The organism is Streptomyces sp. NPDC005017, assembly GCF_042873115.1.
Classification (GTDB): Bacteria; Actinomycetota; Actinomycetes; order Streptomycetales; family Streptomycetaceae; genus Streptomyces.
Window position 1 is genome coordinate 38,095 of record NZ_JBIALD010000002.1, and the last position, 26,309, is coordinate 64,403.

General features: G+C 74.0%; 29 protein-coding genes and 1 pseudogene. 4 read left to right on the forward strand and 26 right to left on the reverse strand.

Annotated features, from left to right (window positions below):
• Window position 1: 1 nt before the first annotated feature.
• The 6 genes from ACFYR0_RS02965 to ACFYR0_RS02990 all read right to left on the reverse strand — a co-directional run bounded on the left by ACFYR0_RS02965 (window position 2) and on the right by ACFYR0_RS02990 (window position 7,755).
• Complete coding sequence (locus tag ACFYR0_RS02965; RefSeq protein WP_389321224.1) at window positions 2–1,408, reverse strand: hypothetical protein; 1,407 nt, start codon at window positions 1,406–1,408, stop codon at window positions 2–4.
• A gap of 70 nt (window positions 1,409–1,478) precedes the next feature.
• Window positions 1,479–1,904 (reverse strand): OsmC family protein, encoded by a 426-nt coding sequence (locus ACFYR0_RS02970; RefSeq protein WP_389321226.1) that lies wholly within the window; start codon window positions 1,902–1,904, stop codon window positions 1,479–1,481.
• 74 nt (window positions 1,905–1,978) lie between these two features.
• Window positions 1,979–3,766 carry a hypothetical protein gene (locus ACFYR0_RS02975; protein ID WP_389321229.1) on the reverse strand — a complete coding sequence of 596 codons (1,788 nt, stop codon included), beginning with the start codon at window positions 3,764–3,766 and terminating at the stop codon, window positions 1,979–1,981.
• Window positions 3,763–4,824: an ATP-binding protein gene (locus ACFYR0_RS02980; RefSeq protein ID WP_389321956.1), complete on the reverse strand. Its 1,062-nt coding sequence runs from the start codon at window positions 4,822–4,824 to the stop codon at window positions 3,763–3,765. The genes ACFYR0_RS02975 and ACFYR0_RS02980 overlap by 4 nt, the downstream gene beginning before the upstream one ends.
• A 174-nt stretch (window positions 4,825–4,998) precedes the next feature.
• Complete coding sequence (locus ACFYR0_RS02985) at window positions 4,999–7,047, reverse strand: phage holin family protein (protein ID WP_389321231.1); 2,049 nt, start codon at window positions 7,045–7,047, stop codon at window positions 4,999–5,001.
• Between the two features lie 270 nt (window positions 7,048–7,317).
• Window positions 7,318–7,755 (reverse strand): hypothetical protein, encoded by a 438-nt coding sequence (locus ACFYR0_RS02990; protein ID WP_389321234.1) that lies wholly within the window; start codon window positions 7,753–7,755, stop codon window positions 7,318–7,320.
• Between the two features lie 84 nt (window positions 7,756–7,839).
• Here ACFYR0_RS02990 and ACFYR0_RS02995 point away from each other — a divergent pair, with 84 nt between their 5' ends.
• Together ACFYR0_RS02995 and ACFYR0_RS03000 are read left to right on the forward strand one after the other, a co-directional pair.
• On the forward strand, window positions 7,840–8,613 hold the full coding sequence (locus ACFYR0_RS02995; RefSeq protein WP_389321237.1) for an MBL fold metallo-hydrolase: 774 nt from the start codon (window positions 7,840–7,842) through the stop codon (window positions 8,611–8,613).
• The gene (locus tag ACFYR0_RS03000) at window positions 8,610–9,230 is read left to right on the forward strand and encodes a DedA family protein (protein ID WP_389321240.1); all 621 of its coding nucleotides are present in this window, start codon (window positions 8,610–8,612) and stop codon (window positions 9,228–9,230) included. Before ACFYR0_RS02995 ends, ACFYR0_RS03000 begins: the two co-directional genes overlap by 4 nt.
• A gap of 36 nt (window positions 9,231–9,266) precedes the next feature.
• Here ACFYR0_RS03000 and ACFYR0_RS03005 read toward each other — a convergent pair whose 3' ends face one another.
• The 5 genes from ACFYR0_RS03005 to ACFYR0_RS03025 form a co-directional block, all read right to left on the reverse strand.
• A complete protein-coding gene (locus ACFYR0_RS03005; RefSeq protein WP_389321243.1) occupies window positions 9,267–10,367 on the reverse strand; it encodes an MBL fold metallo-hydrolase in 1,101 nt (366 codons plus the stop codon).
• A complete protein-coding gene (locus ACFYR0_RS03010) occupies window positions 10,364–11,611 on the reverse strand; it encodes an aminotransferase class I/II-fold pyridoxal phosphate-dependent enzyme (RefSeq protein WP_389321245.1) in 1,248 nt (415 codons plus the stop codon). The genes ACFYR0_RS03005 and ACFYR0_RS03010 overlap by 4 nt, the downstream gene beginning before the upstream one ends.
• 130 nt (window positions 11,612–11,741) lie before the next feature.
• Window positions 11,742–12,446 (reverse strand): hypothetical protein, encoded by a 705-nt coding sequence (locus tag ACFYR0_RS03015; RefSeq protein WP_389321247.1) that lies wholly within the window; start codon window positions 12,444–12,446, stop codon window positions 11,742–11,744.
• 139 nt (window positions 12,447–12,585) lie between these two features.
• Entirely contained in the window at window positions 12,586–13,374 is a 789-nt protein-coding gene (locus tag ACFYR0_RS03020; protein WP_389321249.1) for an RNA polymerase sigma factor SigF, read from the reverse strand.
• A 172-nt stretch (window positions 13,375–13,546) separates the two neighbouring features.
• On the reverse strand, window positions 13,547–13,696 hold the full coding sequence (locus ACFYR0_RS03025; RefSeq protein ID WP_389321251.1) for a hypothetical protein: 150 nt from the start codon (window positions 13,694–13,696) through the stop codon (window positions 13,547–13,549).
• A gap of 136 nt (window positions 13,697–13,832) precedes the next feature.
• On the opposite strand from ACFYR0_RS03025, the gene ACFYR0_RS03030 reads away from it, so the two are divergent.
• Window positions 13,833–14,222 (forward strand): DUF2795 domain-containing protein, encoded by a 390-nt coding sequence (locus ACFYR0_RS03030; protein WP_389321253.1) that lies wholly within the window; start codon window positions 13,833–13,835, stop codon window positions 14,220–14,222.
• 74 nt (window positions 14,223–14,296) lie between these two features.
• Here ACFYR0_RS03030 and ACFYR0_RS03035 read toward each other — a convergent pair.
• The 3 genes and pseudogenes from ACFYR0_RS03035 to ACFYR0_RS03045 form a co-directional block, all read right to left on the reverse strand.
• Window positions 14,297–14,613: pseudogene (locus tag ACFYR0_RS03035) on the reverse strand (DUF6158 family protein).
• 101 nt (window positions 14,614–14,714) lie between these two features.
• Window positions 14,715–16,334 (reverse strand): ABC-F family ATP-binding cassette domain-containing protein, encoded by a 1,620-nt coding sequence (locus ACFYR0_RS03040; protein WP_389321255.1) that lies wholly within the window; start codon window positions 16,332–16,334, stop codon window positions 14,715–14,717.
• A 42-nt stretch (window positions 16,335–16,376) separates the two neighbouring features.
• Window positions 16,377–17,030, reverse strand: coding sequence for a histidine phosphatase family protein (locus tag ACFYR0_RS03045; RefSeq protein WP_389321257.1), 654 nt, complete (start codon window positions 17,028–17,030; stop codon window positions 16,377–16,379).
• A 204-nt stretch (window positions 17,031–17,234) separates the two neighbouring features.
• Between ACFYR0_RS03045 and ACFYR0_RS03050 the strand changes: the two genes are divergently transcribed.
• Window positions 17,235–18,056 carry a class I SAM-dependent methyltransferase gene (locus tag ACFYR0_RS03050; RefSeq protein WP_389321259.1) on the forward strand — a complete coding sequence of 274 codons (822 nt, stop codon included), beginning with the start codon at window positions 17,235–17,237 and terminating at the stop codon, window positions 18,054–18,056.
• 108 nt (window positions 18,057–18,164) lie between these two features.
• Here ACFYR0_RS03050 and ACFYR0_RS03055 read toward each other — a convergent pair whose 3' ends face one another.
• From ACFYR0_RS03055 to ACFYR0_RS03110, 12 genes are all read right to left on the reverse strand, one after another.
• The gene (locus tag ACFYR0_RS03055; RefSeq protein WP_389321958.1) at window positions 18,165–18,428 is read right to left on the reverse strand and encodes a gas vesicle protein K; all 264 of its coding nucleotides are present in this window, start codon (window positions 18,426–18,428) and stop codon (window positions 18,165–18,167) included.
• A gap of 17 nt (window positions 18,429–18,445) precedes the next feature.
• Entirely contained in the window at window positions 18,446–18,634 is a 189-nt protein-coding gene (locus tag ACFYR0_RS03060; protein ID WP_389321260.1) for a gas vesicle protein, read from the reverse strand.
• Window positions 18,631–19,404, reverse strand: a complete 774-nt coding sequence (locus ACFYR0_RS03065) for a GvpL/GvpF family gas vesicle protein (RefSeq protein WP_389321262.1) — start codon at window positions 19,402–19,404, stop codon at window positions 18,631–18,633. The genes ACFYR0_RS03060 and ACFYR0_RS03065 overlap by 4 nt, the downstream gene beginning before the upstream one ends.
• Window positions 19,401–19,805 carry a gas vesicle protein gene (locus tag ACFYR0_RS03070; protein ID WP_389321264.1) on the reverse strand — a complete coding sequence of 135 codons (405 nt, stop codon included), beginning with the start codon at window positions 19,803–19,805 and terminating at the stop codon, window positions 19,401–19,403. Before ACFYR0_RS03070 ends, ACFYR0_RS03065 begins: the two co-directional genes overlap by 4 nt.
• Complete coding sequence (locus ACFYR0_RS03075) at window positions 19,802–20,944, reverse strand: SRPBCC family protein (protein ID WP_389321266.1); 1,143 nt, start codon at window positions 20,942–20,944, stop codon at window positions 19,802–19,804. The genes ACFYR0_RS03070 and ACFYR0_RS03075 overlap by 4 nt, the downstream gene beginning before the upstream one ends.
• Window positions 20,941–21,573, reverse strand: a complete 633-nt coding sequence (locus ACFYR0_RS03080) for a DNA primase (RefSeq protein ID WP_389321268.1) — start codon at window positions 21,571–21,573, stop codon at window positions 20,941–20,943. The genes ACFYR0_RS03075 and ACFYR0_RS03080 overlap by 4 nt, the downstream gene beginning before the upstream one ends.
• Window positions 21,570–21,833: a gas vesicle protein GvpG gene (locus tag ACFYR0_RS03085; RefSeq protein ID WP_389321270.1), complete on the reverse strand. Its 264-nt coding sequence runs from the start codon at window positions 21,831–21,833 to the stop codon at window positions 21,570–21,572. The genes ACFYR0_RS03080 and ACFYR0_RS03085 overlap by 4 nt, the downstream gene beginning before the upstream one ends.
• Before the next feature lie 10 nt (window positions 21,834–21,843).
• Window positions 21,844–22,608, reverse strand: coding sequence for a GvpL/GvpF family gas vesicle protein (locus ACFYR0_RS03090; protein ID WP_389321272.1), 765 nt, complete (start codon window positions 22,606–22,608; stop codon window positions 21,844–21,846).
• Complete coding sequence (locus tag ACFYR0_RS03095; protein ID WP_389321274.1) at window positions 22,605–23,033, reverse strand: gas vesicle structural protein GvpA; 429 nt, start codon at window positions 23,031–23,033, stop codon at window positions 22,605–22,607. Before ACFYR0_RS03095 ends, ACFYR0_RS03090 begins: the two co-directional genes overlap by 4 nt.
• Window positions 23,034–23,086: 53 nt before the next feature.
• Window positions 23,087–23,368: a gas vesicle protein gene (locus ACFYR0_RS03100; RefSeq protein ID WP_389321276.1), complete on the reverse strand. Its 282-nt coding sequence runs from the start codon at window positions 23,366–23,368 to the stop codon at window positions 23,087–23,089.
• 151 nt (window positions 23,369–23,519) lie between these two features.
• On the reverse strand, window positions 23,520–25,367 hold the full coding sequence (locus tag ACFYR0_RS03105; RefSeq protein WP_389321278.1) for a transketolase: 1,848 nt from the start codon (window positions 25,365–25,367) through the stop codon (window positions 23,520–23,522).
• A 383-nt stretch (window positions 25,368–25,750) separates the two neighbouring features.
• Complete coding sequence (locus ACFYR0_RS03110; RefSeq protein ID WP_389321280.1) at window positions 25,751–26,290, reverse strand: phage holin family protein; 540 nt, start codon at window positions 26,288–26,290, stop codon at window positions 25,751–25,753.
• Between the last annotated feature and the right edge of the window lie 19 nt (window positions 26,291–26,309).

A 26,309-nucleotide genomic window follows, 5' to 3' on the forward strand; every position in this document is an offset into this window, starting at 1 on the left:
GTCACGGCCCGGCCGGGGTGCGGGGCGCGGGCAGCGGCGAGGCGGGAGAGGGTGAGGCGGGCGGGGTGCCCGGGGGGCCGGGCGAGGGGACCGGGGCCGGGTTCCGGCCGGGCCGGTGGCGCAGCCGCAGCCACCCGACGGCGACCAGCATCACGAAGGGCAGCCAGGCCGCGATGTACGCCCACCCGTAGACGCCCACGTCGAGGACGGAACGGGTGTCGTCGACGTCGGAGGCGTTGGCGCCGAGGAAGGCCAGCAGCAGGGTCGGCGGCAGGGCGATCAGCGTGGCCACGGCGAGCAGACCGGAGACGATGCCGTCGCGGCGTTCCTTCTCGTCGGCGAGGGCGGCGTCATGGCTCGCCGAGCGGGCGGCGATGACGGAGGTGAGCCGCTCGATCATGCGGGCGGAGTTCTCCAGGCTGTCGCGGATGCCGAAGGACTCGCCGAGGGAGGACTGGAAGGCCTCGGTGAGCATCTCCGGGATCAGCAGGGAGTCGACGTAGGCCTCCACGCCGAACGCCAGGTCCAGCTGGAGCTCGTTGACGCCCGCCGACAGTTCGGAGATCAGCTCGCGGGCCGCGCGGGGCGAGCGGGGAGTCGCCTGCTGGTTGAGCCGCATCATCCCGAACGACTTCAGCCGGGTGCGCTGGAGCACGGCGAGCGCGGACAGCATGCCGACGGCGACCAGGGTGAGGGCGTTCTCCACGTGCGGCGCCCAGCCGGCCTGCACGGACACCCCGCGGCCGTGCGCGGCCAGCGTCACGCCCTGGATGTACAGGTTGGGCGGCACGCTGATGTCGGGCCGCGGGGCGCCGGGCAGCTTGCCGCGGTAGATCAGCTCGTTCAGCGGTTCGGCGAGGGCGTCCTGGCCGGAGGCCGCCGCGGTGAGCAGCTCGGTGAGCAACTGACCGCCGGGCTGGACGAGTTGGTGGACGTTCTGGCCGAAGGCGAGCGGCTCGGGCAGGTTCAGCCGGGCCTGGACCACGTCGAGCAGGGGCCGCCCGCCGAGGGTGAACGCCGCGCGTTCGAAGCAGGTGGCCGCGAGCCAGGGGGCGAGGGCGGCGGTCGGGGTGCCGACGGCGAAGTCGCAGTCCAGGATCAGGGTGGCGTCCCCGCGCGGGGTCGTGACGACGACCATCCCGGCACCGGCGAGGGGCAGTCCGTGGTCGCCGCCCGGCAGTGCCAGGTCCGCCGGGTCGACGGACTCGGCGAGCACCGGCACGGGCAGTACGGCGTCCCCGGAGCGCAGGTGCGGTCCGAACCGCCCGAAGTCCAGCCGGTCGACGAGCCCGCCGATGGCGAGGGCCGGGTCGATCCGCCCGGTCAGGCTGAACAGCAGCCGTACGCGGGTGGCCGTGCGTAAGGCGGAGTCGAGCGCCGTGGTCGAAGCGGATATGCCCTGGACCATCGCCGAGCCCTTCTCGTGGAAGCGGCGTGCGGCCCGCCGGACCGGCGGGCCGCACGGGAGTCGTCCGGACTCAGGCGAGCTTGGCGTCCAGCGTGATCGGCACTGCCTTCAGGGCCTGGCTGACCGGGCAGTTGGCCTTGGCGTCCTGGGCGGCGGCGACGAAGGCGTCGTTGTCCAGGCCCTCCACCGTGCCCTCCACGGTCAGGTGGATGCCGGTGATGCCCTCGCCCGGCTGGAACGTGACGTCGGCCGAGGTGACCAGCTTGGTGGGCGGGGTGCCGGCACCGGCCAGGCCGTGCGACAGCGCCATGGAGAAGCAGCTGGAGTGGGCCGCGGCGATCAGCTCCTCCGGGCTGGTCTTGCCGTTGGCCTGCTCGGCGCGCGACGGCCACGACACCGCCTGCTCGCCGATGCCGGAGGAGTCGAAGGTGACGACGCCGTTGCCCTGGAGCAGGTTGCCTTCCCAGACGGTGTGTGCGGAGCGCGTGGTTGCCACGATTGTTCCTTTCGCGAACTCTGGATGCGGTCCCGCTTCCGGGGGCCCTGCCCCCTATCCGATCACATTCCGGCTCAACGCACCCGGAACACCGGCCCACGCGCGGTGAACGGCAACCGGGCGTTCGGGGGAACGAGATAGGCGTGCTCGCGCCGCACCCGCAGGACGTCGCACCAGCCGTCGGTGATCACCAGGACCGGCGCGCCCGGCGGGAAGTCGTCGGCGCGGTGCAGCAGGTCGATCCCCGGTTGCAGGACCGTGCCGCCGCGGCCGCGCACCTGTACGCGCCCGGCGATCTCGGTGACCGGCAGATAGCCCGCGTCGTGCGGGGCGGCGTCGCAGAACACCACGCGCGCGGCGGGCACATCGCGGGCCTCGGCGTACGAGGCGATGGCGCCGAGCGCCTTGCCGAGCAGGACCCGGTCCATGGAGCCGGAGGTGTCCAGGACGACGCCGAACGTGCAGCGCGCGACCTCCTCCGGCGGGAAGTACCGGCCCGCGCGCGGGATGCCGGGCGTGGACGCCTGGCGCCGGGACGGACGGGCGTAGGACCGCAGCGGCTCGGGGCGGGGCACGAACTCGTCGAACCAGCGGGCGAGTTGCGCGTCCCAGGGCAGCGGCGGATGGCTGAGGGCGCGGATCTCCTCGATCAGGCCGCCGGGCAGGAAGCCGCGCTCCTGCCGCTCGTGCAGATCGAGTCCACGGGCGAGGCCCCGGCGGTAGAACTCGTCGAGGTCGACGTAGTCGCCGGGCGCGCCCAGCGGGCCGCCGAGGATGTCACCGGCGCCCTTGCCGCGCAGGGTGGCGAGCCTGCGGGCCCGGCGCAGGTCGCCCGCGATGCGGTCGTAGACCTCCTCGGCGGACAGGCCGGCCAGCTCCGGGTCGTACAGCAGTCCCTCGGGCATGGTCCCGACGCGCATCTCGCGCAGCCAGCCGTTGACGACGTAGTCGCAGGCGATGTTGAACAGCAGCGGGTCGCGGGTGCCGGAGCGGTCCTGGTGGCGCAGGGCGGCGTGCAGCATCTCGTGGCCGAGGACGAACCGCCATTCCTCGTCGTCGTAGCGGCACAGCGGGTTGATGTAGATCTCCCCGGCGAGGGCGTCCACGGCGGCGACGGCGATGCCGTGCGCGCGGGCGAACTCGGCGTCGGCGACCAGCTCGATACCGGAGGCGATGCCGCCGAGCAGCGGGTAGGAGGAGACGAACCAGCTCAGGGCCCGCTCCCAGGGCTGCCGGCTGGTGGGGCCGCCGAACATGGAGTCACGGCGGCCGCCGGCCATGTCCATGGCGGTGGACAGCGTGCGGGTGAGGGCGTGGGCGAACCGGAGCTGCCAGTCGGGCGGCCGGCCGTTCCAGGCACCCCAGGAGACCAGGAGCTGGTCCCGCTCGTCGCGCTGGTAGACGGCGGGCACGCCGTCGCGGCGCCACAGCGCGGCGATACGCTCCTCGTCGCCGTCGGGGTAGGCGGTGGGCAGGTTCTCGGGCGGGCGGCCGACCTTGAAGGTCAGCAGGAAACGGTCGGCGACCGCGCAGCGCGCGGCCAGTTCGAAGGGGTCCAGCGGGGTGCGCGGGCCGTCCGCGGCGGGGACGTGCCCGAAGCCGAGGTGGATCAGGGCGTGGGCGACGGCCCAGGCCCAGTCGGCGGGTTCGGCGAGCGCGGTGGGGTGCAGATGAATGACGCCGTTGGAGTCGACGCGCGCCAGGCCCTGCCGGGGCGAGGCCCGGCACTCAGGGTCACGGCAGGTCTTGGCCTCCAGCGCGGCCAGCGCCGGGTTGGCCCACACCAGCCGCAGCCCGTCGGCGCACGCCTCGGCGGCCGGGTCCGGTTTGGCCTGCTGCTTCCTGCGCGTGGCACGGCTCATCGCCGGGCCTCGACCAGCCGGGGCATGTCACGGGCGGCCTCGACGAGGAACCAGGCGGGCAGGACGGGGTTGCCGTCGTCGTCGGAGGCGATGACGCTCTGGGCGACCTCGACGGAGATCTCGGCGAGCTGCACCAGCAGGGACTTGGCGCGGTAGGCGGTCTGGCGGCCGTTCGCCGACAGATGCTCCTTGGAGCCGGGCAGGTCCTTGACCAGACGGCCGCGGAACGACTCGGCGAGGTAGTACAGCAGGTCACGGTCCTCGACCCGGCCGGGCCAGCGGGCGTCCCCCTTGAGGATCGCCTCGATGCCGAAGCGGCTGCGCACGATCTTGACGTAGCCGCAGAAGGCGGTGGCGTGCCGGGGGGTGAGCGTGCCGTGCGCGAGGACCTTCAGCGTCTCCTCGTCCAGGTCCGCGCCGAAGGAGTGCAGGGCGTCGGAGAGCATGTGCCAGGAGCGCGGGGTGGAGAACGGCTCCTCCGTCTTGGGCGGCTTGGACCACAGATGGTCGGGCCGGTCGGTGAGGTGGTCCAGTATCCAGGGGTGGATGCCGTTGCCGGCCGCCCACATCAGCCAGTCCTTCGGCGAGGCCTCCAGATGCACATGCGTGAGCCGGTTGACCAGCGCGGAGGCGATGGGGCGGGCGAGGGCGTTGTCGGTGGAGCGGTTGCCGGCGCCGATGACGATCGAGCCCCTCGGCAGCTCGTAGGTGCCGATACGGCGGTCCAGGATCAGCGAGTAGAACGCCTTCTGGACGTCCGGCGTGGCCGCGTTGAGCTCGTCGAGGAACAGACAGTACGGCTCGTCACGGGCGATGGCCTCCGGCGGGCAGAACACCGAGCGCCCGTCGCGGATCTGCGGCACCCCGATCAGGTCCTCGGGCGCGAGCTGCGTACCCAGCAGGCTCACGCACTCCAGCCCCAGCGACTCGGCGAACTCCCGTACCAGGGAGGACTTTCCGATACCGGGCGCTCCCCAGAGGAACACCGGCCGCACGGTGGCCAGGCCGAGCAGCAGCTCGGGGACACGGGCGGGGGTGACGGTGACGGCTGCCTGCAACGCGGGCACGCTCCCTTTTTGCGCCTGAACCGGCGCGTTCTTTGCGCCTGAACCGGCGCCGCTCTCGCGGACGTGGTTACTCGAATTTGAGCTTCTCAATTGATGGTTACGGTCGTCACCTGAATTTGTCGGCCCCCGCAGCTTGTGCGGCGCCCGTAGCCGGGAACGTCCCGGTCAGGCCGCCTGGTCCTCCGGTGCTGTGTCCAGGGGGATCTGGGGGCCGTCGGTTTCGCGGAGCCAGGTGCGGAGGATGTGGTGCAGCCGCTCCGCGCCGACCAGGGGCTCGCCGTCCGCAACGGGTGGCGAGAGGGTCGTCGGTGACAGGAGGAACGGCCGGCCCTGGTCGCCGCCGAGTCCGCCGTGCGAGCCGATCTGCTCCTCGAAGGCGAGCACCTCGCCGTCGTCCGGGTCGTGGAAGGAGTTGACCATGACGTCGGCGGTGTGCGGGAAGGTGTGCGTGCGCCGGACCGCGTCGGCGGCGCCGGGCCCGAAGGGGGCCAGCGGGCCGCGTCCGTCGGCGAGTTCCGCGACCGGGATCTCGGCGCCGTACGCCCCGAGGAGCACGCCGCCGTGCCGCTCGCTGCGCACGAGGAGGAAGCCGATGCCGGGGTGGTTGGCGAGGGTCGGCAGCAGCGCCGGGTGGCGGGCGTCGATCTCCTCCTTGGTCATGCGGTGCGCCACGTCCGGGAAGGAGACCAGGCCGAGGTTGCCGGAGGCCAGCACGATCGGCTCGGTGCGGCGCGCGGACGGGAACGGCTCGGCCCGCTCCTCCACCGGCCGGCGCAGCGCGGCGCGCACCGCCGCGCGGGCCTCGGCGCCGCTGTGGGTGCGGCTCGCCTTGCGCGGCACCGGCAGTCCGCAGCCGGCCCGGACGAGGTCGGCGAGGGTCAGACCGTAGCGGGCGCGGAAGGTCTCGCCGGGGCTCTGGCCGTGGTCGGAGAGCAGGACCAGCCGGTAGGGCCGTGGGGCGTGCTCGGCGACCTTCTCGATCAGCGCGACAGACCGGTCGAGCCGGGCGAGGACCTTCTCGGCGTCGCGGCTGCGCGGTCCGGAGTGGTGGGCGACCTCGTCGTAGGCGACGAGATCGGCGTAGACGGCGGTGCGGCCGGCGAACAGGTCGCCGGTGACCGCCGCGACGACGACGTCCCGCTCCACGACGGTGGCGAAGGCGCGGACGAGGGGGTAGAGCCCGCCGCGCCCGACCCTGGGGCGCTGGCGCCGCAGCCGGGCCCGCACGGACTGGCCGGTCTCGCGGCCCACCTCGGCGACGAAGGACAGGGCGGTGCGCACGGCGTTGGCCGGGTCGGAGAAGTAGGCGAAGTACCCGGCGCGCGAGCGGTTCTCGCGGCTGCGCCGGCGCACCGCGATGGACAGCACCAGGGCCTGCTCGTCGGCGCCGCCGCTGAACAGGTTGCCCCGGCTCGCCCCGTCGGCGGTGAGCAGTCCGCCGTCCCCGGTGCGCTCGACCGCGCGGCGCTGGAGCTCGGTGGCGCTGGTGGGCCGGTTGCAGACCATGACGATCCGGCTGTCCTTCTCGTACCAGCGGAAGGCGGGCACGTCGAAGGTGCTGCCGTGCAGGATGCCGAGCTGGCTGGCGCCGGTCTGGCTGGACCAGTCGGTGCGCCAGGGGGTGAGGCGGTGGGTGGCGGGCGAGCCGGGCCCGCCGTTCAGCCAGCGCGCGACGGTCGGCATCAGGCCCTTGTCCACGGCGTCCACGAGCACGTCGTGGCCCACGCCGTCGAGTTGGAGGAAGAGCGTGCCGGGGGTGACCGGGCCGGCCGGCCGGTCTCTTCGGCGGCGGTCGGCGAGCCGGTACAGACGGCGGCGGTAGGCGTCGTCGTCGCGCACGGCGAGCGCTGCGCCGGTCGCCGAGGCGACCGCGGACATCACGGCGGCCACCACGACCGCGGTCTCCCAGGACGCGCCGCCCTGCTCGGCCGGGTTCAGCCGCAGCGCGACCAGCAGCAGGGCGCCGTTGAGGAAGAACACGAGAAGGCCGAGCACCAGCGCCGGGACGAGCAGCAGCAGCCGTACCAGCAGCGGCCAGACCAGCGCGGACAGCAGACCGAAGGCGCCCGCGCCGAGGGCGGCGGTGACGGCGATGCTGGTGGCGCTGTCGCCGTCGGCGGACTGGAGCTGGAAGTCGGGCAGGACGCCGGCGAGCACGAGCATGGTGAGGGTGGACACGGCCCACACCGCGGTGCTCCGGCCGATCTGGCTCATGACCCGCCGCCAACGCCGTCCCAGCACCCCGTACACCTCACGTCCCGGCCCGTCGCCGTCGCGGGCTCGCTGTCCAGCGTGTCACACCGCTTCGCGGAAACGGTTCGCGAGCAGGGCGGGTGTTGTCCCGCCCAGTACGGGGACGGGGTTCAGCGGCCGTCGACCCCACGGTCGCCCGGGTGTCGCCCCGCGCGGTACGGGGACGGGACCCAGCGGCCGTCGTATCCCGCGGTCGCCCGGGTGTCGCCCCGCGCGGTACGGGGACGGGGCTCAGCGGCCGTCGTATCCCGCGGTCGGCATCGACAGTCTGCGGTGGACCATCGCCTTCATCCGGGCGTCGTAGGCGGGCTCGGCGCGGTCCACCGTCTCCAGGCGCACCCCGCGCCGGGCGCACTCCGCGGTGAACTCCTCCAGGGAGGCGAGCGCGGACTCCAGTACCCGGGGGCTGGGCGCGACGAACAGGTCGAGCCCCGGCCGGACCCCGTCCCACAGGGCGCGGTGGTCGGGCCGCAGCCCCCGCCCGAGCAGCTCGCGCGCGACGACGTACCCGCGCTCGGCCGCCCAGCGGGCGCACATGGCGTGCTGGCCACGGGAGTCCACCAGGAACGGATCGGCCTCCAGCTCCTCCAGCGGCGTCAGGCTCGCGATGGCCGTGACCTGGACGACCCCCGCGTCCGGCCGGCCGAGAACACCCCGCGGCTTTCCCATGGCGTCCCCCTCACCTCCGGGTTTCGCCGCCGACCCTACTCCTGCACGTAGGCTTCGGGGGAGTCGCGCGAAAGGGGCGGAGGAGTGCCGGTGGAGATCACCTGGTGGGGCCACGCCACCTGCACGGTCGCGGACTCGGACATTCGCGTGCTCACCGATCCCCTGTTCGCCCGCAGGCTGGCGCATCTGCGCCGCCGCCGGGGGGCGTTGCCGCCGCCCGGGGCGTGGACGGCGGACGTGGCGCTGGTCTCCCACCTGCACGCGGACCATCTGCATGTGCCGTCGCTGGCGCGCCTCGCGCCCGGCACTCGGCTGCTCGTGCCCCGGGGCGCGCCCCGGTCCGTGCCCGCTCTGCGCCGGCTCAGCCACCTGTCCATCAGTGAGATGGCGCCGGGCGACGAGACTCGGGTGGGTGACGTGGTGGTGCGGGCCGTGCCCGCCGCGCACGACGGGCGGCGGCTGCCGCTGGGACCGCACCGCTCCCCCGCGCTCGGCTATGTCGTCGAGGGCGAGGGGCGCACCTACTTCGCCGGGGACACAGGGCTGTTCGACACGATGGCCAAGGAGGTCGGGCCGGTCGACGTGGCGCTGCTGCCGGTGGGCGGCTGGGGGCCGTACCTGGGCGACGGGCATCTGGACGCGCGGCGGGCGGCGCAGGCGCTGGCGCTGCTGGGGGCGGGCAGCGCGGTGCCGGTGCACTACGGCACGTACTGGCCGATCGGGATGGACGCCGTGCGGCCGCACGAGTTCCACGCGCCCGGCCAGGAGTTCGCGCGGCTGGCCGCCGAGAGCGCGCCGGACGTGACGGTGCACCGGCTCGGGCACGGGGAACGGGTGCGGGTGGAGGTCCCGGGGTGACCTGGCTCGCGGCGGCCTCGTCGTCCGTCTCGACCGGGTCGGCGCCGCAGGCCATCGGCTATCCCACGCTGTTCCTGCTGGTGCTGGTCGGGGCGCTGGTGCCGGTGGTGCCCACGGGGGCGCTGGTGTCCTCCGCCGCGGTGGTGGCGTTCCATCAGACCGCGCCGTTCTCGCTGGCGCTGGTGTTCGTGACCGCCTCGCTGGCCGCGTTCCTGGGGGACGTGGCGCTGTACTGGCTGGGTCGGCGCGGGATCGGGTCGAGGAACGGCTCACGGTGGCTGGAGGCGATCCGCTCGCGCGCGCCCGAGGACCGGCTGGAGCGGGCGCAGGGCAAGCTGGCCGAGCACGGGGTGGCCGTGCTGGTGCTGTCGCGGCTGGTGCCGGCCGGGCGGCTGCCCGTGATGCTGGCCTGTCTGCTGGCCGAGTGGCCGCTGCGGAGGTTCGTGCGGGGGAACCTGCCCGCGTGTCTCGCCTGGGCGCTGACGTACCAGCTGATCGGGATCCTGGGCGGGTCGCTGTTCCCCGAGCCGTGGCAGGGTGTCGTCGCGGCGGTCGCGCTGACGCTGCTGATCAGTGTGGTGCCGAGCGTGTGGCGGCGGGTGCGGGCGGGGAGCTGAGGACGCGGGGGCGTCCGCAGGAGGGTGCGGGATGCTTCAGGCCGCTCCCCCGTCCGCCGCCGCCAGCACCCGTGAGCCGCCGATCGGCAGGTCCCACAGGTCCGCCCGGTCCAGGCCGGCCTTGCGCCACGCCTCCCGCACCCGGGCCAGCGGCTCCAGTACCGGCTCGGCCGACAGGATGAAGGTGCCCCAGTGCATCGGGGCCATCCGGCGGGCGCCCAGGTCCTGGGCCGCCCGGACGGCCTCCTCCGGGTCGCAGTGGACGTCGCTGAGCCACCAGCGGGGGTCGTAGGCGCCGATGGGCAGCAGGGCCAGGTCGATGCCGGGGTAGCGGCGGCCGATGCGGGAGAACCAGTGGCCGTAGCCGGTGTCGCCGGCGAAGTGGACGCGCCGGCCCTCGGGCGAGGTGAGGACCCAGCCGCCCCACAGGGAGCGGCAGGTGTCGGTGAGGCCGCGCTTGGACCAGTGGTGGGCGGGGACGAAGTCGAAGCGTACGCCGTCGAGTTCGGCGGCCTCCCACCAGTCCAGCTCGGTGACGGTGGTGAAGCGGCGGCGGTGGAACCAGCGGCCGAGCCCCGCGGGCACGAACACCGGGGTGTGGCGCGGGAGCCGGGCCAGCGTGGGCGCGTCGAGATGGTCGTAGTGGTTGTGGCTGACGACGACCGCGTCGACGCGCGGCAGGGCGCTCCAGGGGATGCCCACGGGCGTGATCCGGGCCGGGGTGCCGAGGATTCGGCGGGACCAGACCGGGTCGGTGAGGACGGTCAGGCCCCCGATCCGCAGCACCCAACTGGCGTGTCCCGCCCAGGAGACGGCGACGGCGCGGGCGTCCACGCGGGGCAGGGGGCCGGGTTCGCAGGGCAGCCGGGGGATGTCGGCGAGGCCCTCGCGACGGGGGCGCACGGAGCCCTCGCGGGCGAAGCGGGCCAGTGCCTTCAGGCCGGGCAGCGGGGCGGTGAGCCGGTCGTGGAAGGTGCGCGGCCAGACCCTGCGGCCGCCCAGGGGCCTCGGTTCGGCCAGCGGTGGAAAGGGCGGGGCGAGGGGGGACTCGGTCAGGGGTGACACGGCGGCAGGGCTCTCCCGGGTGTCCGCAGATGAGGCGGCACTCGTGGTGGTCGACTCGGACTGCCGCGTCATCGAGGCGGCTCCCGTCGCCGGGCGTCGTCGCGGAGTTCGTCGAGGACCGTGGTCACCCTGGTCAACGCGGCTTGCGCGTGCGGCAGTTCCAGCGGCACGGGGGAATCGAGGCTTTGCGCCCGCTCCTCGGCGGTGCCGCCGAGCACCGGGCCGGTGGCGAGCCGGACGCGCAGGGCGGCCAGGTCGTCCCCGAAGCGCTGCCCGCCGGGGGCGGACATGCCGAGCCGGGCGGAGAGGAAGTCCTCCAGTTCCTGCGCGTCGCCCACGCCGCGCGCGGACAGGGCGGCGCGCAGGGGGCCGAGGTCGGCGTAGAGATGGCGGCCGGCCTGCGGCGGCCTGGCGAGGGCGCCGGCCCCGACGACGGCGGAGTGCAGCTCGGCGGCCACGCGCGCGTGCAGGCGTACGGCGGCCGTGACGCGCTCGGTGACGGGCTCGGGCTCGCCGAGGGCGTAGGCGGCTGCGGCGGCGACGGGTCCGGCCACGCGGGCGCCGAGGGCGGTGAGGACGTCGAGCACGCGCGCGTGCAGGGCGGCGCCGTCGGGCCCGGCGGGGAAGCGGGCGACGGCGGCCGGCCAGCCGGGGGGCAGCAGGGCGCCCGCGAGGTCGGTCACGACGACGACCCGGGCGGGGAGCATCTCGGCGGGGCTGAGCAGGACGGTGGCGGCGGGGTCGTGCAGGGTGTCGCGCCAGGTCTCGTCGCTGACCAGGTGCAGCCCCTCGCCTGCGGCGGCCTCGACCGCCTCGTGCACCACCTCGGGCGGGGCGACCGTGCCGGTGGGGTCGTCGGCGACGGACAGCACCAGCAGCCGCGGGTCGCCGCCCTCCTCGCGCACCCGGCGGACGGTCTCCAGCAGGGCGTAGGGGTCGGGGACGCCGCCGCACTCGGCGGGGGTCGCCACATGGAAGGCGGGTCTGCCGAGCAGCCGGGCGTAGGGGGCCCACCAGGCGGCGCACGGCCGGGGCACGAGCACGTCGCCGCCGAGCGCGGCGGTCAGCGCGAGCAGCAGCGAGGGGGCGCCGGGGCCCGCCGTGACCTGTTCGGGCGCGGTCTCGAGGCTGCGCCGGTCCCAGTAGCCGCAGGCGGCCTCCAGCAGGTGCTGTCCGCCGCCGACCGGTTCGGCGCCGCCCAGGCCGGCCGCCGCCGCGAGGACGGCGCACAGCTCGGGCAGTACCGGAAGTCCGTCGTCGGGCAGCGGGGGCCCGTACCGGACGGGCCCGTGTCCTTCCGTGTCCGTCCGCCGCATGCCCGCCTCCGTGTGCCGCTGCCGTGTCGTCTGCCTGCCGTGCCGCTCGACGGGGCCGGGCCGCGGGTCCGGTGTGCCGTACGGGGCGCCGTAGGTCTCTCGGGGTTGTGCGTACCCGGGCGGGGGCCGGTCAGGCGTCCCGGGCGAGGGTCTTGCGGCGCAGCCGGTACACGGCGCCGCCGAGGGCGGCCGCGATGAACACGCCGCCGGCGGCCAGGGCCGGGACCGAGTCGGTGAAGGTGCCGCCCTCGCCGGCCCGCACGCCGCGCTGGACCGGGGGCGCGGGCGGGCAGGTGCCGGTGTGCGGCTCGGGGCAGGGCTCGGGCGGGCAGGGGGCGCCGTGGGAGCCGGGGCAGGGCTCGGGCGGGCAGCCGGAGCCGTGGGAGCCGCCGGTGCAGAGCGGTTCGGGCACCTCGACGGTGACCGTGAAGGTGGCGCTCCAGGGCTTGCCCTGGCCGCCGGGCGCGGCCGGGCAGGTGCCCTCGACCGTCCAGGCGGTGTCCGGTCCGGTGCCGGCCGGCTCGCTCTCCAGGGCGGCGGCGGGCGCGATCGCGGCGGTGCCGCGGTAGGCGGGGCCGGCGTCCGCGCCGAGGTCGCCGGGGATCAGGTTGAGCGCGACGGTGCCCTCCTCGAAGGCCTCGGACGTGGCGTCCAGGCTCTGCGGCGGGCTGCCGCCCCCGGGGTCGCAGGTGACGGAGACGGTGACGGTGGCGCCGGGCCGGACGGAGGCGGGGTTCAGCTCGGCGGCCGGGTCGGCCCACACCAGCGGGGCGGCACCGGCCAGGACGGCGCCGGTGAGGGCGGCGACGGAAAGGACACGGGCGGTGCGGCGCATACGAAGGGCTCCTCGGCCTGCGGCTGCGGGGCGCGGCGTTCGCGCCCCGCAGTCATCACAGCCCGCCCCGTCGTGCCCCGCGCGCGGCCGGGCACCATCAGTGGGACACACGCGCCCGACCGGGTGAACCGGCGTGGGTCTACGCCGCGTCGCGCATCACCTGGTCGCGCAGCCGGGTGCAGCAGCGGCTGATCAGCCGGGAGACGTGCATCTGGGAGATGCCGAGCTCCTCGGCGATCCGGCTCTGCGTCATGTCGTCGAAGAAGCGCATGTAGAGGATGGCCCGCTCCCGCTCGGGCAGGGCGGCCAGCCGCGGTTTAACGGCCTCGCGGTCGACGACCGTGTCGAGGGCGGGGTCGGGCGAGCCCAGGGCGTCACCGAGGCGGGGGCCGTCCTCGCCGCCGGGCGGGGCGGCGTCGAGCGACAGGGCGTTGAAGCTCTCGAGCGCCTCCAGCCCGGCCTTGACCTCGTCCTCGCCGAGGCCGGTGTGCCCGGCGAGCTCGGCGACCGTGGGGGTACGGCCGGAGTGGCCGAGGTCCTGCACGGCGAGCCGGACCCGGTTGCGCAGGTCCTGGACCCGGCGCGGCACGTGCAGGGTCCACATGTGGTCGCGGAAGTGGCGCTTGAGCTCGCCGGTGATGGTGGGGACGGCGTAGCTCGCGAAGGCGTGGCCGCGCGCGGGGTCGTACCGGTCGACGGCCTTGACCAGGCCGAGTGCCGCCACCTGGCGCAGGTCCTCGTAGGACTCGCCGCGGCTGCGGAAGCGTCCGGCGAGACGGTCGGCCATGGGCAGCCAGGCCTCGGTGATCTCCTTGCGCAACGTGTCGCGCCGCGGGCCCGGAGGCAGCCCGGCGAGCGTGCGGAAGGCCCCTGCGGTGTCAGGGGCGTCGTCGTGCGGATGGTGCTTCGGGGGCGCTGTGGTTCGCATGATGCGTCGCAACTCCCTTGCGGGTGTGCTGGATGGGACGGTCCCCGTGACGAGCCGTCCGCGGGCCCGGCAGGACGCGCGCGGGCAGGCGGACTCGCTCCCACGGACGTGCCTCCGGTCCGAAGCACTGTGTGTCCGCCTGCCCGCGCGCCGTGGTCGCAAACGTCGCGGTTCAGGGCGTGGACGTGGAAGTCCGCGCCGGGGTCCGCGTGGCGGGGGGTGCGGCGGCGGGCTCCTGGGGCAGCAGCAGGTCCTCGTACCAGCCGAGCGCCAGCAGGACGCCGAGCAGGAGAACCGGGATCAGCACCGCGAGTACGGCCATGGGCATTCCTTCCCCAGGGGGTTTCCGTGGGGGGTGCGGGCCGGGTCTCCCGGGATCCGTGGGGCAAACCCCGGTGTCGCGCGTACCCGGCCGGGTACGCGGTCGGCGACCGCCGACGAGATGGAGGAGTTCCGCCATGCAACGAGGCAGCGACCGGATGAGCGCGAGCCGCGACGACGAGATGAAGCACCAGCTCAAGGAGCTGCTCAGGTCGGGTCGTCCCACGCGGGTCGAGGAGTGGCACGATCCGGAGCCCGTCGCCGAGGACGATCCGCGGCTGGCCGGCGGACCCGTGGCCCCGGCGTCGACGCCCGAGGCGCGTCTGGAGCTGGGCCGGGTGCTGGGACGCTCCGCGTTCCCCGCGGGGCCGCGGGAGCTGATCGGCGTGCTCCGTGACCGGCACGCCCCGGACGCCCTGGTCGAGCCTCTGTACGACCTTCCCCGCTCGGCGCGCTACCGCAACGTCCAGGAGCTCGCGGAGGCCCTGACCGGCGGCGAGGGAGCACACGGAGGCCGCGGACGCTGACCCGCCCGCGACGGCCCGCCGCAGAAGCGGGGACGGCGCCCGGGGACGTCACCGGCCGCCGTCCCCGCCGGGTGTCAGGTGCCGGCGCCGTCCGGCCCGGGGCCCCACTTGCCCACGGGTGCGCCCGTCGCGCGGCCCGCCGTGGCCCGGTCGCGGGCGCCGTCACGGGTGCGGCTCGCGATGACGGACCGGCCCGGGTTGCGGCGCAGGTACTCGCCCTCCAGCTGGGCCATCCGCTCGTTGTGGACGCGCAGGGCGTCGTTCGAGCCGTACAGCAGGGTGTCGTGGCGGGTGCGGTGGATCGTCGCCAGCTCCTTCATGAGTTGCTGGTCGTCCAGCCGGCCCGGGTCGACTCCGGTCATGTGGTGCCCCGCTCGTCGTGGTCGTCCATGTGGTTCGGGCTCCCGTCCGGTGCGAGTGGCGCCGGGCGACGCCCGGCACGGAGCCATGGACCTCGCTGTTCTGCCTCCACTGTACGAACAAACCGGCGCCCTAGCGCGCCCGCTCCACCCGGCGTTCGTCCCACACCGGCTCCGCGGTCTCGCGGACCCGGCCGTCGCTGCCGAAGACCAGGTAGCGGTCGAAGGAGCGGGCGAACCAGCGGTCGTGGGTGACGGACAGGACCGTGCCCTCGAAGGCCTCCAGCCCCTCCTGGAGCGCCTCGGCGGACTCCAGGTCGAGGTTGTCGGTGGGCTCGTCGAGGAGCAGGGCGGTGACGCCCTCCAGCTCCAGCAGCAGGATCTGGAAGCGGGCCTGCTGGCCGCCGGAGAGCCGGTCGAAGGTCTGCTCGGCCTGCTGGGTCAGCTCGTAGCGGCGCAGCCGGGACATCGCCGCGCCCCGGTCCTGGGAGTGCTCCTGCCACAGGATGTCCAGCAGGGTGCGGCCCTGGAGCTCGGGGTGGGCGTGGGTCTGGGCGAAGTGGCCGGGCACGACCCGCGCGCCCAGCTTCCACAGCCCGGTGTGGGCCACGGTCTCGCCGGCCAGCAGCCGCAGGAAGTGCGACTTGCCGGAGCCGTTGGAGCCGAGGACCGCGACCCGTTCGCCGTAGAAGACCTCCAGGTCGAACGGTTTCATCAGGCCGGTCAGCTCAAGTCCCTCGCAGGTCACGGCCCGTACGCCGGTGCGGCCGCCCTTCAGGCGCATGGTGATGTCCTGCTCGCGCGGCGGCTCGGGCGGCGGTCCGGCCTCCTCGAACTTGCGCAGCCGGGTCTGGGCGGCGGCGTAGCGGGAGGCCATCTCGTGGCTGACGGCGGCGGCCTGGCGGAGGTTGAGCACCAGCTTCTTCAGCTGGGCGTGCTTCTCGTCCCAGCGCCTGCGCAACTCCTCGAAGCGGGCGAAGCGTTCACGGCGGGCCTCGTGGTACGTGGCGAAGCCGCCGCCGTGCACCCAGGCGTCGGCCCCGGCCGGGCCGGGCTCGACGGAGACGATCTTCTGGGCGGCGCGGGCGAGGAGTTCCCGGTCGTGGGAGACGAACAGCACGGTCTTGCGGGTCTCCGCCAGCCGCTCCTCCAGCCAGCGCTTGCCGGGCACGTCGAGGTAGTTGTCCGGCTCGTCGAGCAGCAGCACCTCGTCGGTGCCGCGCAGCAGCGCCTCCAGCACCAGCCGCTTCTGCTCACCGCCGGACAGCGTGCGCACCTGCCGGAACTGCGCCTTGTCGTACGGCACGCCGAGCGCGGCCGTGGTGCACATGTCCCACAGCGTCTCCGCCTCGTAGCCGCGCGCCTCCGCCCAGTCGGAGAGCGCCTGGGCGTAGGCGAGCTGGGCGGCCTCGTCGTCGACCGTCATGATCGCGTGCTCGGCGGTGTCGACGGCCTTCGCCGCCTCGCGGATACGCGGTGTGGCCACGGAGACCAGCAGGTCACGGACGGTGGTCTCGTCGCGCACCGAGCCGACGAACTGGCGCATCACACCGAGGCCGCCGCTGACGGTGACGGACCCGCCGTGCGGCTTGAGCTCGCCGGAGATCAGCCGCAGCAGGGTGGTCTTGCCGGCGCCGTTGGGTCCCACGAGGGCGACGACGGCGCCCTCGCCGACCCGGAAGGAGACATCGCCGAGCAGCGTCCTCCCGTCGGGGAGGTGGTACTCGAGGTGTGCGGCTTCCAGATGTCCCATGGTCCGGCATTGTGCGGGCGCCCGGCACGAGGGGGCAAACCGTTATCGGGGCTCCTCCAGCGGCAGACCCGCAGGTCCGGTCCCGGGGGCGGGCAGCGGGGCGCCCGCCCAGGACAGCAGCTTCCAGCCGTCGGCCGGGGAGCCCTCCAGGACGACGACACCGGTGTTGTCCAGCCCGTGGGTGGTGGCGAAGGACAGATCGGCGTTGGTGGCGCGCACGCCCGTCCATAGCCTGATGACGGCGCCGTGGCTGACCACGGCGGCGGTCCCGGCCCCGCTGTCGGCGGCCTCCTCGATCACGGCGTCGTAGCGCGCGAGGACCTCCTCGCCGCTCTCCCCGCCGGGCATCCGCAGCGCGGTGTCGCCGTGCATCCAGGCGACCACGGTCCGGAAGTAGGCCTCCCCCTCACCCGTCAGTCCGGGCAGCATCTCCATGTCGCCGGCGGACACCTCGCGCAGTCCGTCGCGCACCCGCACCTCCAGGCCCAGGGCGTCGGCCAGCGGTGCCGCGGTGCGCCGGGTGCGGGTGAGCGGGGAGGCGTACACCGCCGTGATGTCCTCCTCCGCGACCGACTCGGCCAGCGCGGCCGCCTGTCTCTCGCCCAGCTCGGTGAGCGGGGCTCCGGGGAAGGCGGTGTCGAGCAGGTAGTCCAGGTTCGCGGTGGTCTGGCCATGGCGTATCAGCAGCAGGCGCATACGGGGTTCTCCTCGCTCGGCGGTACGGCGGGAGCGGCCGTACGACCGTCCCAGCGTACCCGTGTCAACGGCGCGCAAGCCTGAATATGACCAACCGTCAGTCCGCATAGCGAAATGGGTATCTCAGGATTCGGCCGGTTCGGCGTACGGTGGAATCAGCCGCCCGGGGTGCCGCCCCGGGGGCCGGACGAGAGGGGTACGGCCATGCCGCGAGCATGGGAGACCGCCGTCTACACGCACGGGCACCACGAGTCCGTGCTGCGTTCCCACACCTGGCGCACCGCCGCCAACTCGGCGGCGTACCTGCTCGGTTCGATCGAGCCCGGGATGCGGGTGCTGGACATCGGCTGCGGTCCCGGCACCATCACCGCGGACCTGGCCGCCCTGATCCCCGACGGTCATGTCACGGGTGCCGACAGCGCGCCGGACATCGTGGCGACCGCCCGCGCCACGGCCGCCGAACGGGGCCTGGCCAACACGGACTTCACCGTCGCCGACGTCCACGCGCTGGACTTCGCCGACGGCACCTTCGACGTGGTGCACGCCCATCAGGTGCTCCAGCACGTGGGCGACCCCGTGCAGGCGCTGCGCGAGATGGCGCGGGTGACCAGGCCCGGCGGGATCGTCGCCGCCCGCGACTCGGACTACGCGGCCATGACCTGGTACCCGGCCGTGCCGGGCCTGGACGACTGGGCGGACCTGTACCAGCGGGTGGCCCGCGCCAACGGCGGCGAGCCGGACGCGGGCCGGCGCCTGAAGGCGTGGGCGCTGAAGGCCGGGCTGGCCGACGTCACCGCGTCCTCGGCCACCTGGACCTTCGCCACGCCCGGGGAACGCGCCTGGTGGAGCGGGCTGTGGGCGGACCGCACCCTGGCCTCGGCCTACGCCGACCGCGCCGTCGAGGGCGGCCATGCCACCGTCGAGCAGCTGAAGGCGGTGTCGCGGGCCTGGCGGGAGTGGGGCGAGCGGGAGGACGGCTGGTTCGGCGTCCTGCACGGCGAGATCCTCTGCCGCAAGCAGGGCTGAACCGCCGGCTGCCCCGCGAGGCGGGCGCAGCCGGCGGCTCCCGGCGGCGGTGAGGGCGGCCTCCGGCGGGCGCGGCCCGGACCGGCCGGCCCGAGCGACCGTCCGGGGTCATTCCCGCGGAAGCAGCGGGCCCAGTGGCCCGAGGTCCAGATTGAGGTCCTCGGGCCGCAGCCCGTAGTGCTCGCGCAGCTCGGTCATGCGCTCCTCCAGGAGCATCAGGGTGAGCCCGATGCGCTCCTCCTGCTCCTCGCTCAGATCGCCCGCGTCGACGCGGCGCAGGGCCTGCCGCTCCATGAGCTGCCGCAGAAGTTCCACGACGGTCAGGACCAGCTTGACGAGGTCGCGCTCGACGGTGTCCGGATCGAGGTCCATCCGTCGTCGGCTGTCGGTCACGTCGGCTCCTCCCAGGGCGAGGACACGTTGCGGCCGACGGAGCTGATCAGGGCGTTGAGGTCGATGCGGACGAGGTCCACGTCCGCGATGCGCAGCGTGATGTCGCCCGTGAGCACGACTCCCCCGGCCAGCAGCCGGTCCAGCAGGTCGACGAGGGCCACCTCACGGCGTTCGACGACGGTCACGGCGCCTCCTCCCCGGTTCCCGTGAGGCCGGAGAACGAGTAGGCGGCCCAGGGGCCGGTGAGTTCCACCCGCACCCCGGACACCTCGTCCTTGGTGCGGTCGACGAGCTCCACGAACTCCTCGGACAGCGCGCGGGGCACGAGATAGGCCGCGTTGAGCACGTTCCGCCCGGTGGCTCCGGAGAGGCGGGCGTTCTGCGGCGGGTGCAGCCGGGCGTCCTCGGCGAACCGGGCGAGCCTCCCGTGCAGCCGGTCGGCGAACTCCTCGGCCCGCCGTCCGGCCTCCTGGCCCGCGGCCGACTGCTGCCGCCGCTGCCGCAGGTAGTCCCGGCCGCTCGCGGGCCGGGCGGCCGGCCGCGCGGGCCCGGCGGCCCGCTCCTCGGCATAGGCCTTCACCCCCCACTCCACCCGGCCCTCCAGCCGGTCGAGGGTGCGCCGGAACAGGTCCTCGTGCGCCTCCATCATCACGCGTACGCCGCTGTCGTCCTGGAAGACCGTGGCCAGCCGCAGCGGCAGCGGGGTGGTGACGACGGTGAGCGCGTCGATCACGCTCTGGTGGGCGCGGGCGGTCTCGGCGAGCCAGTCCAGATCCTCCAGATGGGCACGCAACGGCTCCTCGGCGAAGTCCGCCTCCGGCACCGAGCTCACGACGGCGATCAGGCCGTGGTGCGTCAGCATCTTGGGAGGCATCCCGGCGACACCGGTCAACTGGGACTGGAGCGCGGCGCGGAAGGGGTGGCAGACGGCGTAGACATAGCGCAGTGCGGTCATCGGGCCTCCTCTTCGGCCTCCTCGAGTTCCTCGGCCTCCTCGGGTTCCTCGACCGCCTCGGCCTCGATCTCCTCGGGCTCAGCCGGTCCGGCCTCGTAGCGGGACTCCAGTTCGGCCAGCCGTTCTCGCAGTTGCCTGTTCTCCCGGCTCAGCTCGGAACGCCGGGCCCGGGAGGACAGCGCCGGGTCGCTCTCCCACCAGTCGATGCCCATCTCCTTCGCCTTGTCGACGGAGGCGACGACGAGGCGAAGTTTGATGGTGAGGAGTTCGATGTCCAGCAGGTTGATACGGATGTCGCCCGCGATGACGATGCCCTTGTCGAGCACCCGCTCCAGAATGTCGGCCAGATTGGCGCTACTGGTGGGAGGGTACGGCTCGGGCATCCGGCTGGGCAGGCTCATCGACGGCTCCGCGCGTCCGCTCGCTCGTCCTCGTCCTCGGGTTCGTCCTCGGGCTCGGATTCGTCATCGTCCTCGTACTCGTCCTCCGGCTCGTACTCTCCCTCCGGCGCCTCCTCGTCGTCCACGGATTCGTCGTCCTCGTCGTACTCGGCCTCCTCGTCGGGGCCTTCCTCCTCGTCCTCGTACTCCTCGTCGTCCTCCGGGACGTCGGAATCCTCCTCGTCCCTGGCGTCGGAATCCTCCTGCTCCTCCTCGGCCACGGCGTCCTCATGACTCTTGACGACCTCGCCGTCGCGGATCTCACCGCGCCAGCCGTCCTCCGCCTCACCCTTCAGTGTGATGTGCCGGGCGAAGTTCTTCAGGTCGAGCCGGGCGCGGCGGCCCTGGGCCCGCCAGATGTTGCCGGTCTTCTCGAACAGCCCCGAGGGGTAGTACTCGATGACGAGCAGGACGCGGGTGAGGTTGTCGGCGAGCCGGTGGAAGGAGACGACGCCCTTCGTGGTGCCCTTCGCGCCCTCCGTGGACCAGGCGATCCGGTCGTCGGGGATCTGCTCCGTGGTGTGGCCCTTCCAACTGCGGTTGGACCAGAACACCTTGAGCTTCCAGTCGGAGTTGACGTCGTCGGCGCGGTTCGCGCTCTTGACGCCCTTCGTGAACGTGCTGAAGCTCTGGTACTGGGTCCACTGGTCATAGGCGGTGCGCACGTCGACACCGACGTCGACGGACTCCATGATGACCGTGGGCTTCTGGCCTCCGCCGCCCTTCTTCTTGCCCTTGCCCTTGCCTCCGAGGTTCTTGAGGGCGTCCACGGCCTTGTCCTTCATGTGCGTGGCCCCGGTCTCCAGCGCCGCGCGCAGCGGGCTCTTGCCCTCCGCCAGCTTGCGGCCGCCGTCGAGTGCGAGCTTGGCGAGGCCGGGGCTCTTGCCCTCGGCGATGTCGTTGAGCTTGACCGTGGTCTCGCCCAGTTTGCGGCCGGCGCCGACAAGCATCCGTTGGGCCTGCGCGGCGAGGTATTCCTGCACCTCGGCCTTGAGCCGCTCGGCGGCCTCGCTCTGGGCGAGGTCGTTGAGGGGGCTGCTCGTCGCCTTGCCCGCCGCCTTTCCCGCGCCGTCCCGAGCGTTCGAGAGCGCTTCACTCATCGGTCACCGCCGCCCTTCGGCAGTCGTCCCTTGGCACGACGGGCCCCGCCGGCCGCCGCCGCCGTCTTCCTGGCGGCCGTCTTCTTCGCGGCGGTCTTCTTCGCCGGGGCCTTGCTCGCCGCCTTCTTGCCTGGTGCCTTCTTGGCGGGCCTCTTCCCGGCCGGGCTCTTCGCCGCTCCCTCGCGCGTGGATCCGGACTCGTCCTCGTCCCTCTCCTCGTCGTCCGGCTCCGGCTCGTCCTCGGCGTTCTCCTCGTTCTCGTCCTCGGCGGTGGCCTCCTCCGGTTCCTCCTCGTCCCCGGTGTCCGGCCCCACGCCCGCCAGCTGGTCACGGACCTCGTCGGTCCGGCTGTGCAGCCGGTCGGCGAGGGCGCTCATCTGGCGTTCCACCATGGCCCCCGAGGCCGCCTTGCCGACTCCGCGCAGGTCCTGGCGCAGCTGGTCGCCGATCTCCTTGAACTGCGGGTTGTTCTGCAGCTGCCCGGAGACCAGTTCGGCGATGCCCTTCGGGGTCAGGTTCATCTTCTTGCCGGCCACCAGCGAAGCCACGCCCAGCGCCAGTTTGATCTTCTTGGTACGTCCGAGGACGTACCCGGCCCCTATCGCGAGGCCCAGTGCCGCTCGGTTCATCGTGTCGTCCCCTCGCCTGTCGCGGTGCTCTTGCCCATGCCGACCTCCAGTCGGTCGAGGAGTTCGTCCTCCCGGCGGTCGAACTCGTCCTCGTCGATCTCTCCCGCCTCCAGCTGTTCCTCCAGGCGGGCGAGCTCGGCCCGGATCGCGGCGGGGTCGTAGTAGATGCGTTCCGCCTCGCTCAGCACCTGTCTGATCACCCAGGCGCTGCCGCGCACCGGTGCGAACGGCAGCAGCAGCACCTCCGAGATGAGTCCCACCGTTCGGCCCTCACTCCTGCTCGGTTCCGATGCCGCCCGTGGTCCCCGCGGGTTCGGCGGGTCCGGGCTCGACGAAGCTGTAGGGCGGCAGCGGGCCGTTGACCCGCAGTTCGAGGTGCGGGCGGTCCTCACGGACCCGCTCCACGGCGGCGAGGAACTCCTCGGCCTCCTCGCGGTCGACCAGGAAGGACACGTTGGCGAGCCATCCGGTGGACTCGGGGCCGACGCTCACGGCGGTGGCGACCGACTCCAGGGCCTGCCGCACGTCCGCCGCGTCCTCGGCCTCGCGGGCCCTGACCGCCGCGGCCACCATCTCGCCGAGTTGCAGCCGCTGCTCGTAACTGCCGCCCTCCGCCTTGCGGTTGGCTTCCGCCAGCGCCCGTAGCTCGGGGGTCTCCGACATGACCCGGCGCAGTACGGCTTCCTCGTCGTGGGTGGCCTTGAGGTTGTACTCGACCCTGCCGTCCAGCGCCCGCAGACGCTCGTGGTAGTGCTCGGCGCGTTCCGCGAGCACCCCGGTGACGGTGTCGTCGTCCGGGGCGACGCTGCCGAACCTGAGGGGGAGCACACTGCCGCCCGCGGCCGCCTCGGCGAGCACGTTCTGGTGGGCGAGCAGTTCCCTGCGCTTGGGCCGCAGGTCCTCGGGCGCGTCGCTGACCACGGCGGCCAGTTCGCCCTCCTTCAGCACGCGCAGGGGCCGGTCTCCCACACCGGTCAGGCCCTCGGGCGGGGAGGTGCGGGAGGCGGCTGTGATGCCGTAGACGTACGTGCTCACTCCGATTCCTCCTTGCGACGCGTCCCCGTGGACTTGCGGGCACGCGGCCTGGACTCCTTCTGGCCCTCCTCGCGTGCCTGGTTGAAGGCGTCGGATATCGTCTCCGCGGCGCCGGACAGCGCCCCCTTGGACTTGCCGCGGGTGCCTGATTCGGTCATCTCACCGACGAGGTCGGGCAGGCCGGGGGCCTTGCGCGGACCTGCCTCGAGGTCGAGACGGTTGCACGCCTCGGCGAACCGGAGATAGGTGTCCACGCTGGCCACGACGACCCTTACGTCGATCTTGAGGATCTCGATACCGACCAGGGAGACCCGCACGAACGCATCGATGACGAGCCCCCTGTCGAGGACGAGTTCCAGTACGTCGTAGAGGCCGCTGCTGCCGCCTCCCCCGCCGCCGGGCTGCTGTGCCGGGACTACGGTCATGCCGACTGTGCCTCCTTGTCCGTGGAGCGAAGCGAGTGGTTGTCCGAAGGGGCCTAGCGGCCACCGGGGCGGGGGTCGGCCCGCCCGCGTTCGTACCGGCGGACTCGCCGGTAGCCGGTGAGCCGGCCCTCAGGGTCGAGGTCGACCTGGTAGCTGCCCATCAGGCTCATCGTGTCGGGCACCCGGGCCAGCTCCAGGACCTCGACCTCCAGCGACCAGCCGTCCTCCGTACGCTCGAAGGACGAGACGCTCTCGGTGTCCATGCCGGTGAGCTCCGCGAGCTGGTCGCGGGCGTCACGCAGCACCTCCATGGGGCTGGGCCGGTTGTCCGCCACGGTGACGTCCCTTTCGTGATGTGCGCCGGGCCGCGTCGTCCACGACCCCGGGGGGTGTGCTCCCGCGCTCGGCGCGGCCACCCCGCCTCCCGGGTGGCCATCCCTTCACGGGCCAAACATGCGTGACGCGAGCGCCGCGTGTCGTCCCAGGTCAGCCCACCACCGCCTGCTCGACCAGCAGCCGTACGCCGGCCGCGACGGACTCCGCGTCGATGCCCGCGGCGCGCAGCTGCTCGTCGGGGGCGGCGGAGCCCGGCATCGTACGGACGGCCAGGCGCACCAGGCGCGGCATCGGGCGTCCGTCGAGGAAGGCGTCCACGACGGCGTCGCCGAGGCCGCCCTCCGGGTGGTGGTCCTCGACCGTGATCAGACAGCCGGTGTCCTCGGCGGCCCGGCGCAGGGTGAGCCGGTCGACGGGTTTCACGGAGTACAGGTCCAGGACCCGTACGGCGATGCCCTCGCGGTCGAGCAGGTCGGCCGCGGCGAGGGCCTCGGGCACGGTGACACCGGCCGCGACCAGCGTGACCCGGTCGCGTGCCGAGGAGCGCAGCGTCTTGGAGCCGCCGACCGGGAAGTCCTCGTCCGGGCCGTAGATCACCGGGGTGGCGCCGCGTGAGGTGCGCAGATAGCGGATGCCGTCCAGCCCGGCCATCGTGGCGACCAGTCGGGCGGTCTGGTTGGCGTCGCACGGGTACAGCACGGTCGAACCGTGTACGGCCCGGAACATCGCCAGGTCCTCCAGGCCCATCTGCGAGGGCCCGTCCTGGCCGATGGCGACACCGGCGTGCGAGCCGACGAGGTTGACGCCCGCGCCGCTGACGGCGGCCATGCGGACGAAGTCGTGGGCGCGGGTGAGGAAGGCCGCGAAGGTGGAGGCGTACGGGATCCAGCCGCGGGAGGCCAGTCCGACCGCGGCGGCGACCATCTGCTGTTCGGCGATGTAGCACTCGAAGAACCGGTCGGGGTGTTCCTTCGCGAAGAACGCGGCCCGGGTGGAGTCGCCGACCTCGCCGTCCAGCGCGACGATGTCGCCGCGTCCGCGGCCGAGGGCGGCGAGCGCCTTGCCGTAGGCGTCCCGGGTGGGCACCTCCTCACCCTTCGTCCAGCGGGGCGGCTCGTGCTGTCCGGTGCGTACGGCGTGCAGGACACGGGTGGCGGGCGGCGCGGCGACCTGGACCCGCAGGTCGGAGGGGCCGCCGAGTTCGGCGATCGCCTGCTCGGGGTCGGGCAGCGGCTTGCCGTGCAGGCCCTCGCGGTCCTCGACGTCCGCGACGCCCTTGCCCTTCAGCGTGCGGGCGAGGACGGCGGTGGGCTGTCCGGCCGTGGATTCGGCCTCCCGGTAGGCGCGGTCGATCTCGTCCGGGTCGTGCCCGTCGATCTCCACGGTGTGCCAGCCGAAGGCCCGGAAGCGCCGGGCGTAGGCCGCCAGGTCGTGGCCGTGGCGGGTGGGCCCGCGCTGGCCGAGGCGGTTGACGTCGACGATCGCGGTGAGGTTGTCCAGGTGCTCGAACGCGGCCTGCTCGGCGGCCTCCCACACGGAGCCCTCGGCGAGTTCGCTGTCGCCGCAGAGCACCCAGACCCGGTAGCCGGTGCGGTCCAGCCGCTTTCCGGCCAGCGCGATGCCCACCGCGACCGGCAGACCCTGGCCGAGCGAGCCGGTGGCCGTCTCCACCCAGGGCAGCCGGCGCGGGGTCGGGTGGCCCTCCAGCCTGCTGCCCTGTCGGCGGAAGGTGAGCAGTTCCTCGTCGTCGACCGCGCCGGCCGCCTTCGCCGCGGCGTACATCAGCGGCGAGGCGTGGCCCTTGGAGAGGACGAAGCGGTCGTTGGCGGGGTGGGCCGGGCGGTCGAAGTCGTAACGCAGATGACCGGCCAGCAGCACGGCCATCAGATCGGCGGCGGACATCGACGACGTCGGGTGCCCGCTGCCCGCGGCGGCGGCCGCACGCACGCTGTCGACGCGCAGCTGACGGGCCAGGTCGGTGAATTCGGGGGAGTTCATCGCGCTCCTTCCTCCGGATCGTGGGGCTCGGGGGTTCGGTGAGCCGGCTGTCGTGAGCTGTCGGCGAGGTCCTCACGCGGCACGGGTCCGGGCGCTCGGTCCGCGCCGGGGCACCGCCGCGGACGATCACCTTGCGCGGCGGCTGACGCGATTCCCCCGGACGCGACGGTCCGACGCGTACCGGGACCTTCCGCGTAACCCTCACCTGGTCGCCCAAACGCGCGAAACGCCCGGCACGGGCGGCGGCACGGGCGGTCAGCGGCCCCGCCGCGCGCGTGCGTCGGCTTCCGGGCACAGCGGAGGGCCGGGCCCGAGGGTTCTCGGGCCCGGCCCTGGCCGCGGCCCCGGGGCGGAGGCCGCGGCGTGTCCGCCTCCGTCGGGCCTCAGGCCCGGTGGTGCGGGGACTCGGGGTCGATGTCGTCGGGGCGCGGGGGCACGTCGGGAGCGCCGGGCGTGCCGGGCGCGGGAGTGCCGGCGCCGGGGGCTCCGGTGGCCGCGCCCGCGCCGCCCGGCGCGACGGGCGGCACCGGCGGGTAGCCGGTCGGGCCGGCGAACCCGCCGGGCGGCCCGAGGGGTGCGCCGCCGCCGTGCGCCTGCTCCCCGCGGGCCGCGTCCTCGGCCGTCCGCCGCGGGGCCGGCCGGGCCGCGCCGCGCAGCAGATAGGCGGCCACGCCCAGGATCACGGCGGTGATCAGCGCGGCGGCCCAGTCGGGCAGACCTGCGGCCAGGGCCAGGCCCAGTGCCAGCGCCAGCGCCGCGCCCGCGTAGAGGGCGACGGCCCCCGACGCGGCGTACAGCATGGCCCGGCGGCGCTGTCCGCGCGTCTGGCGGCGCAGCTCGTCGCGCACGGTCTCCCGCGTCACCTGAGCGAGCTCGTCGACCAGCGCCTTGTCCAGATGCTCGAGATGATCCAGTCGGTCCATGGTGGCCGGGTACCCGCCG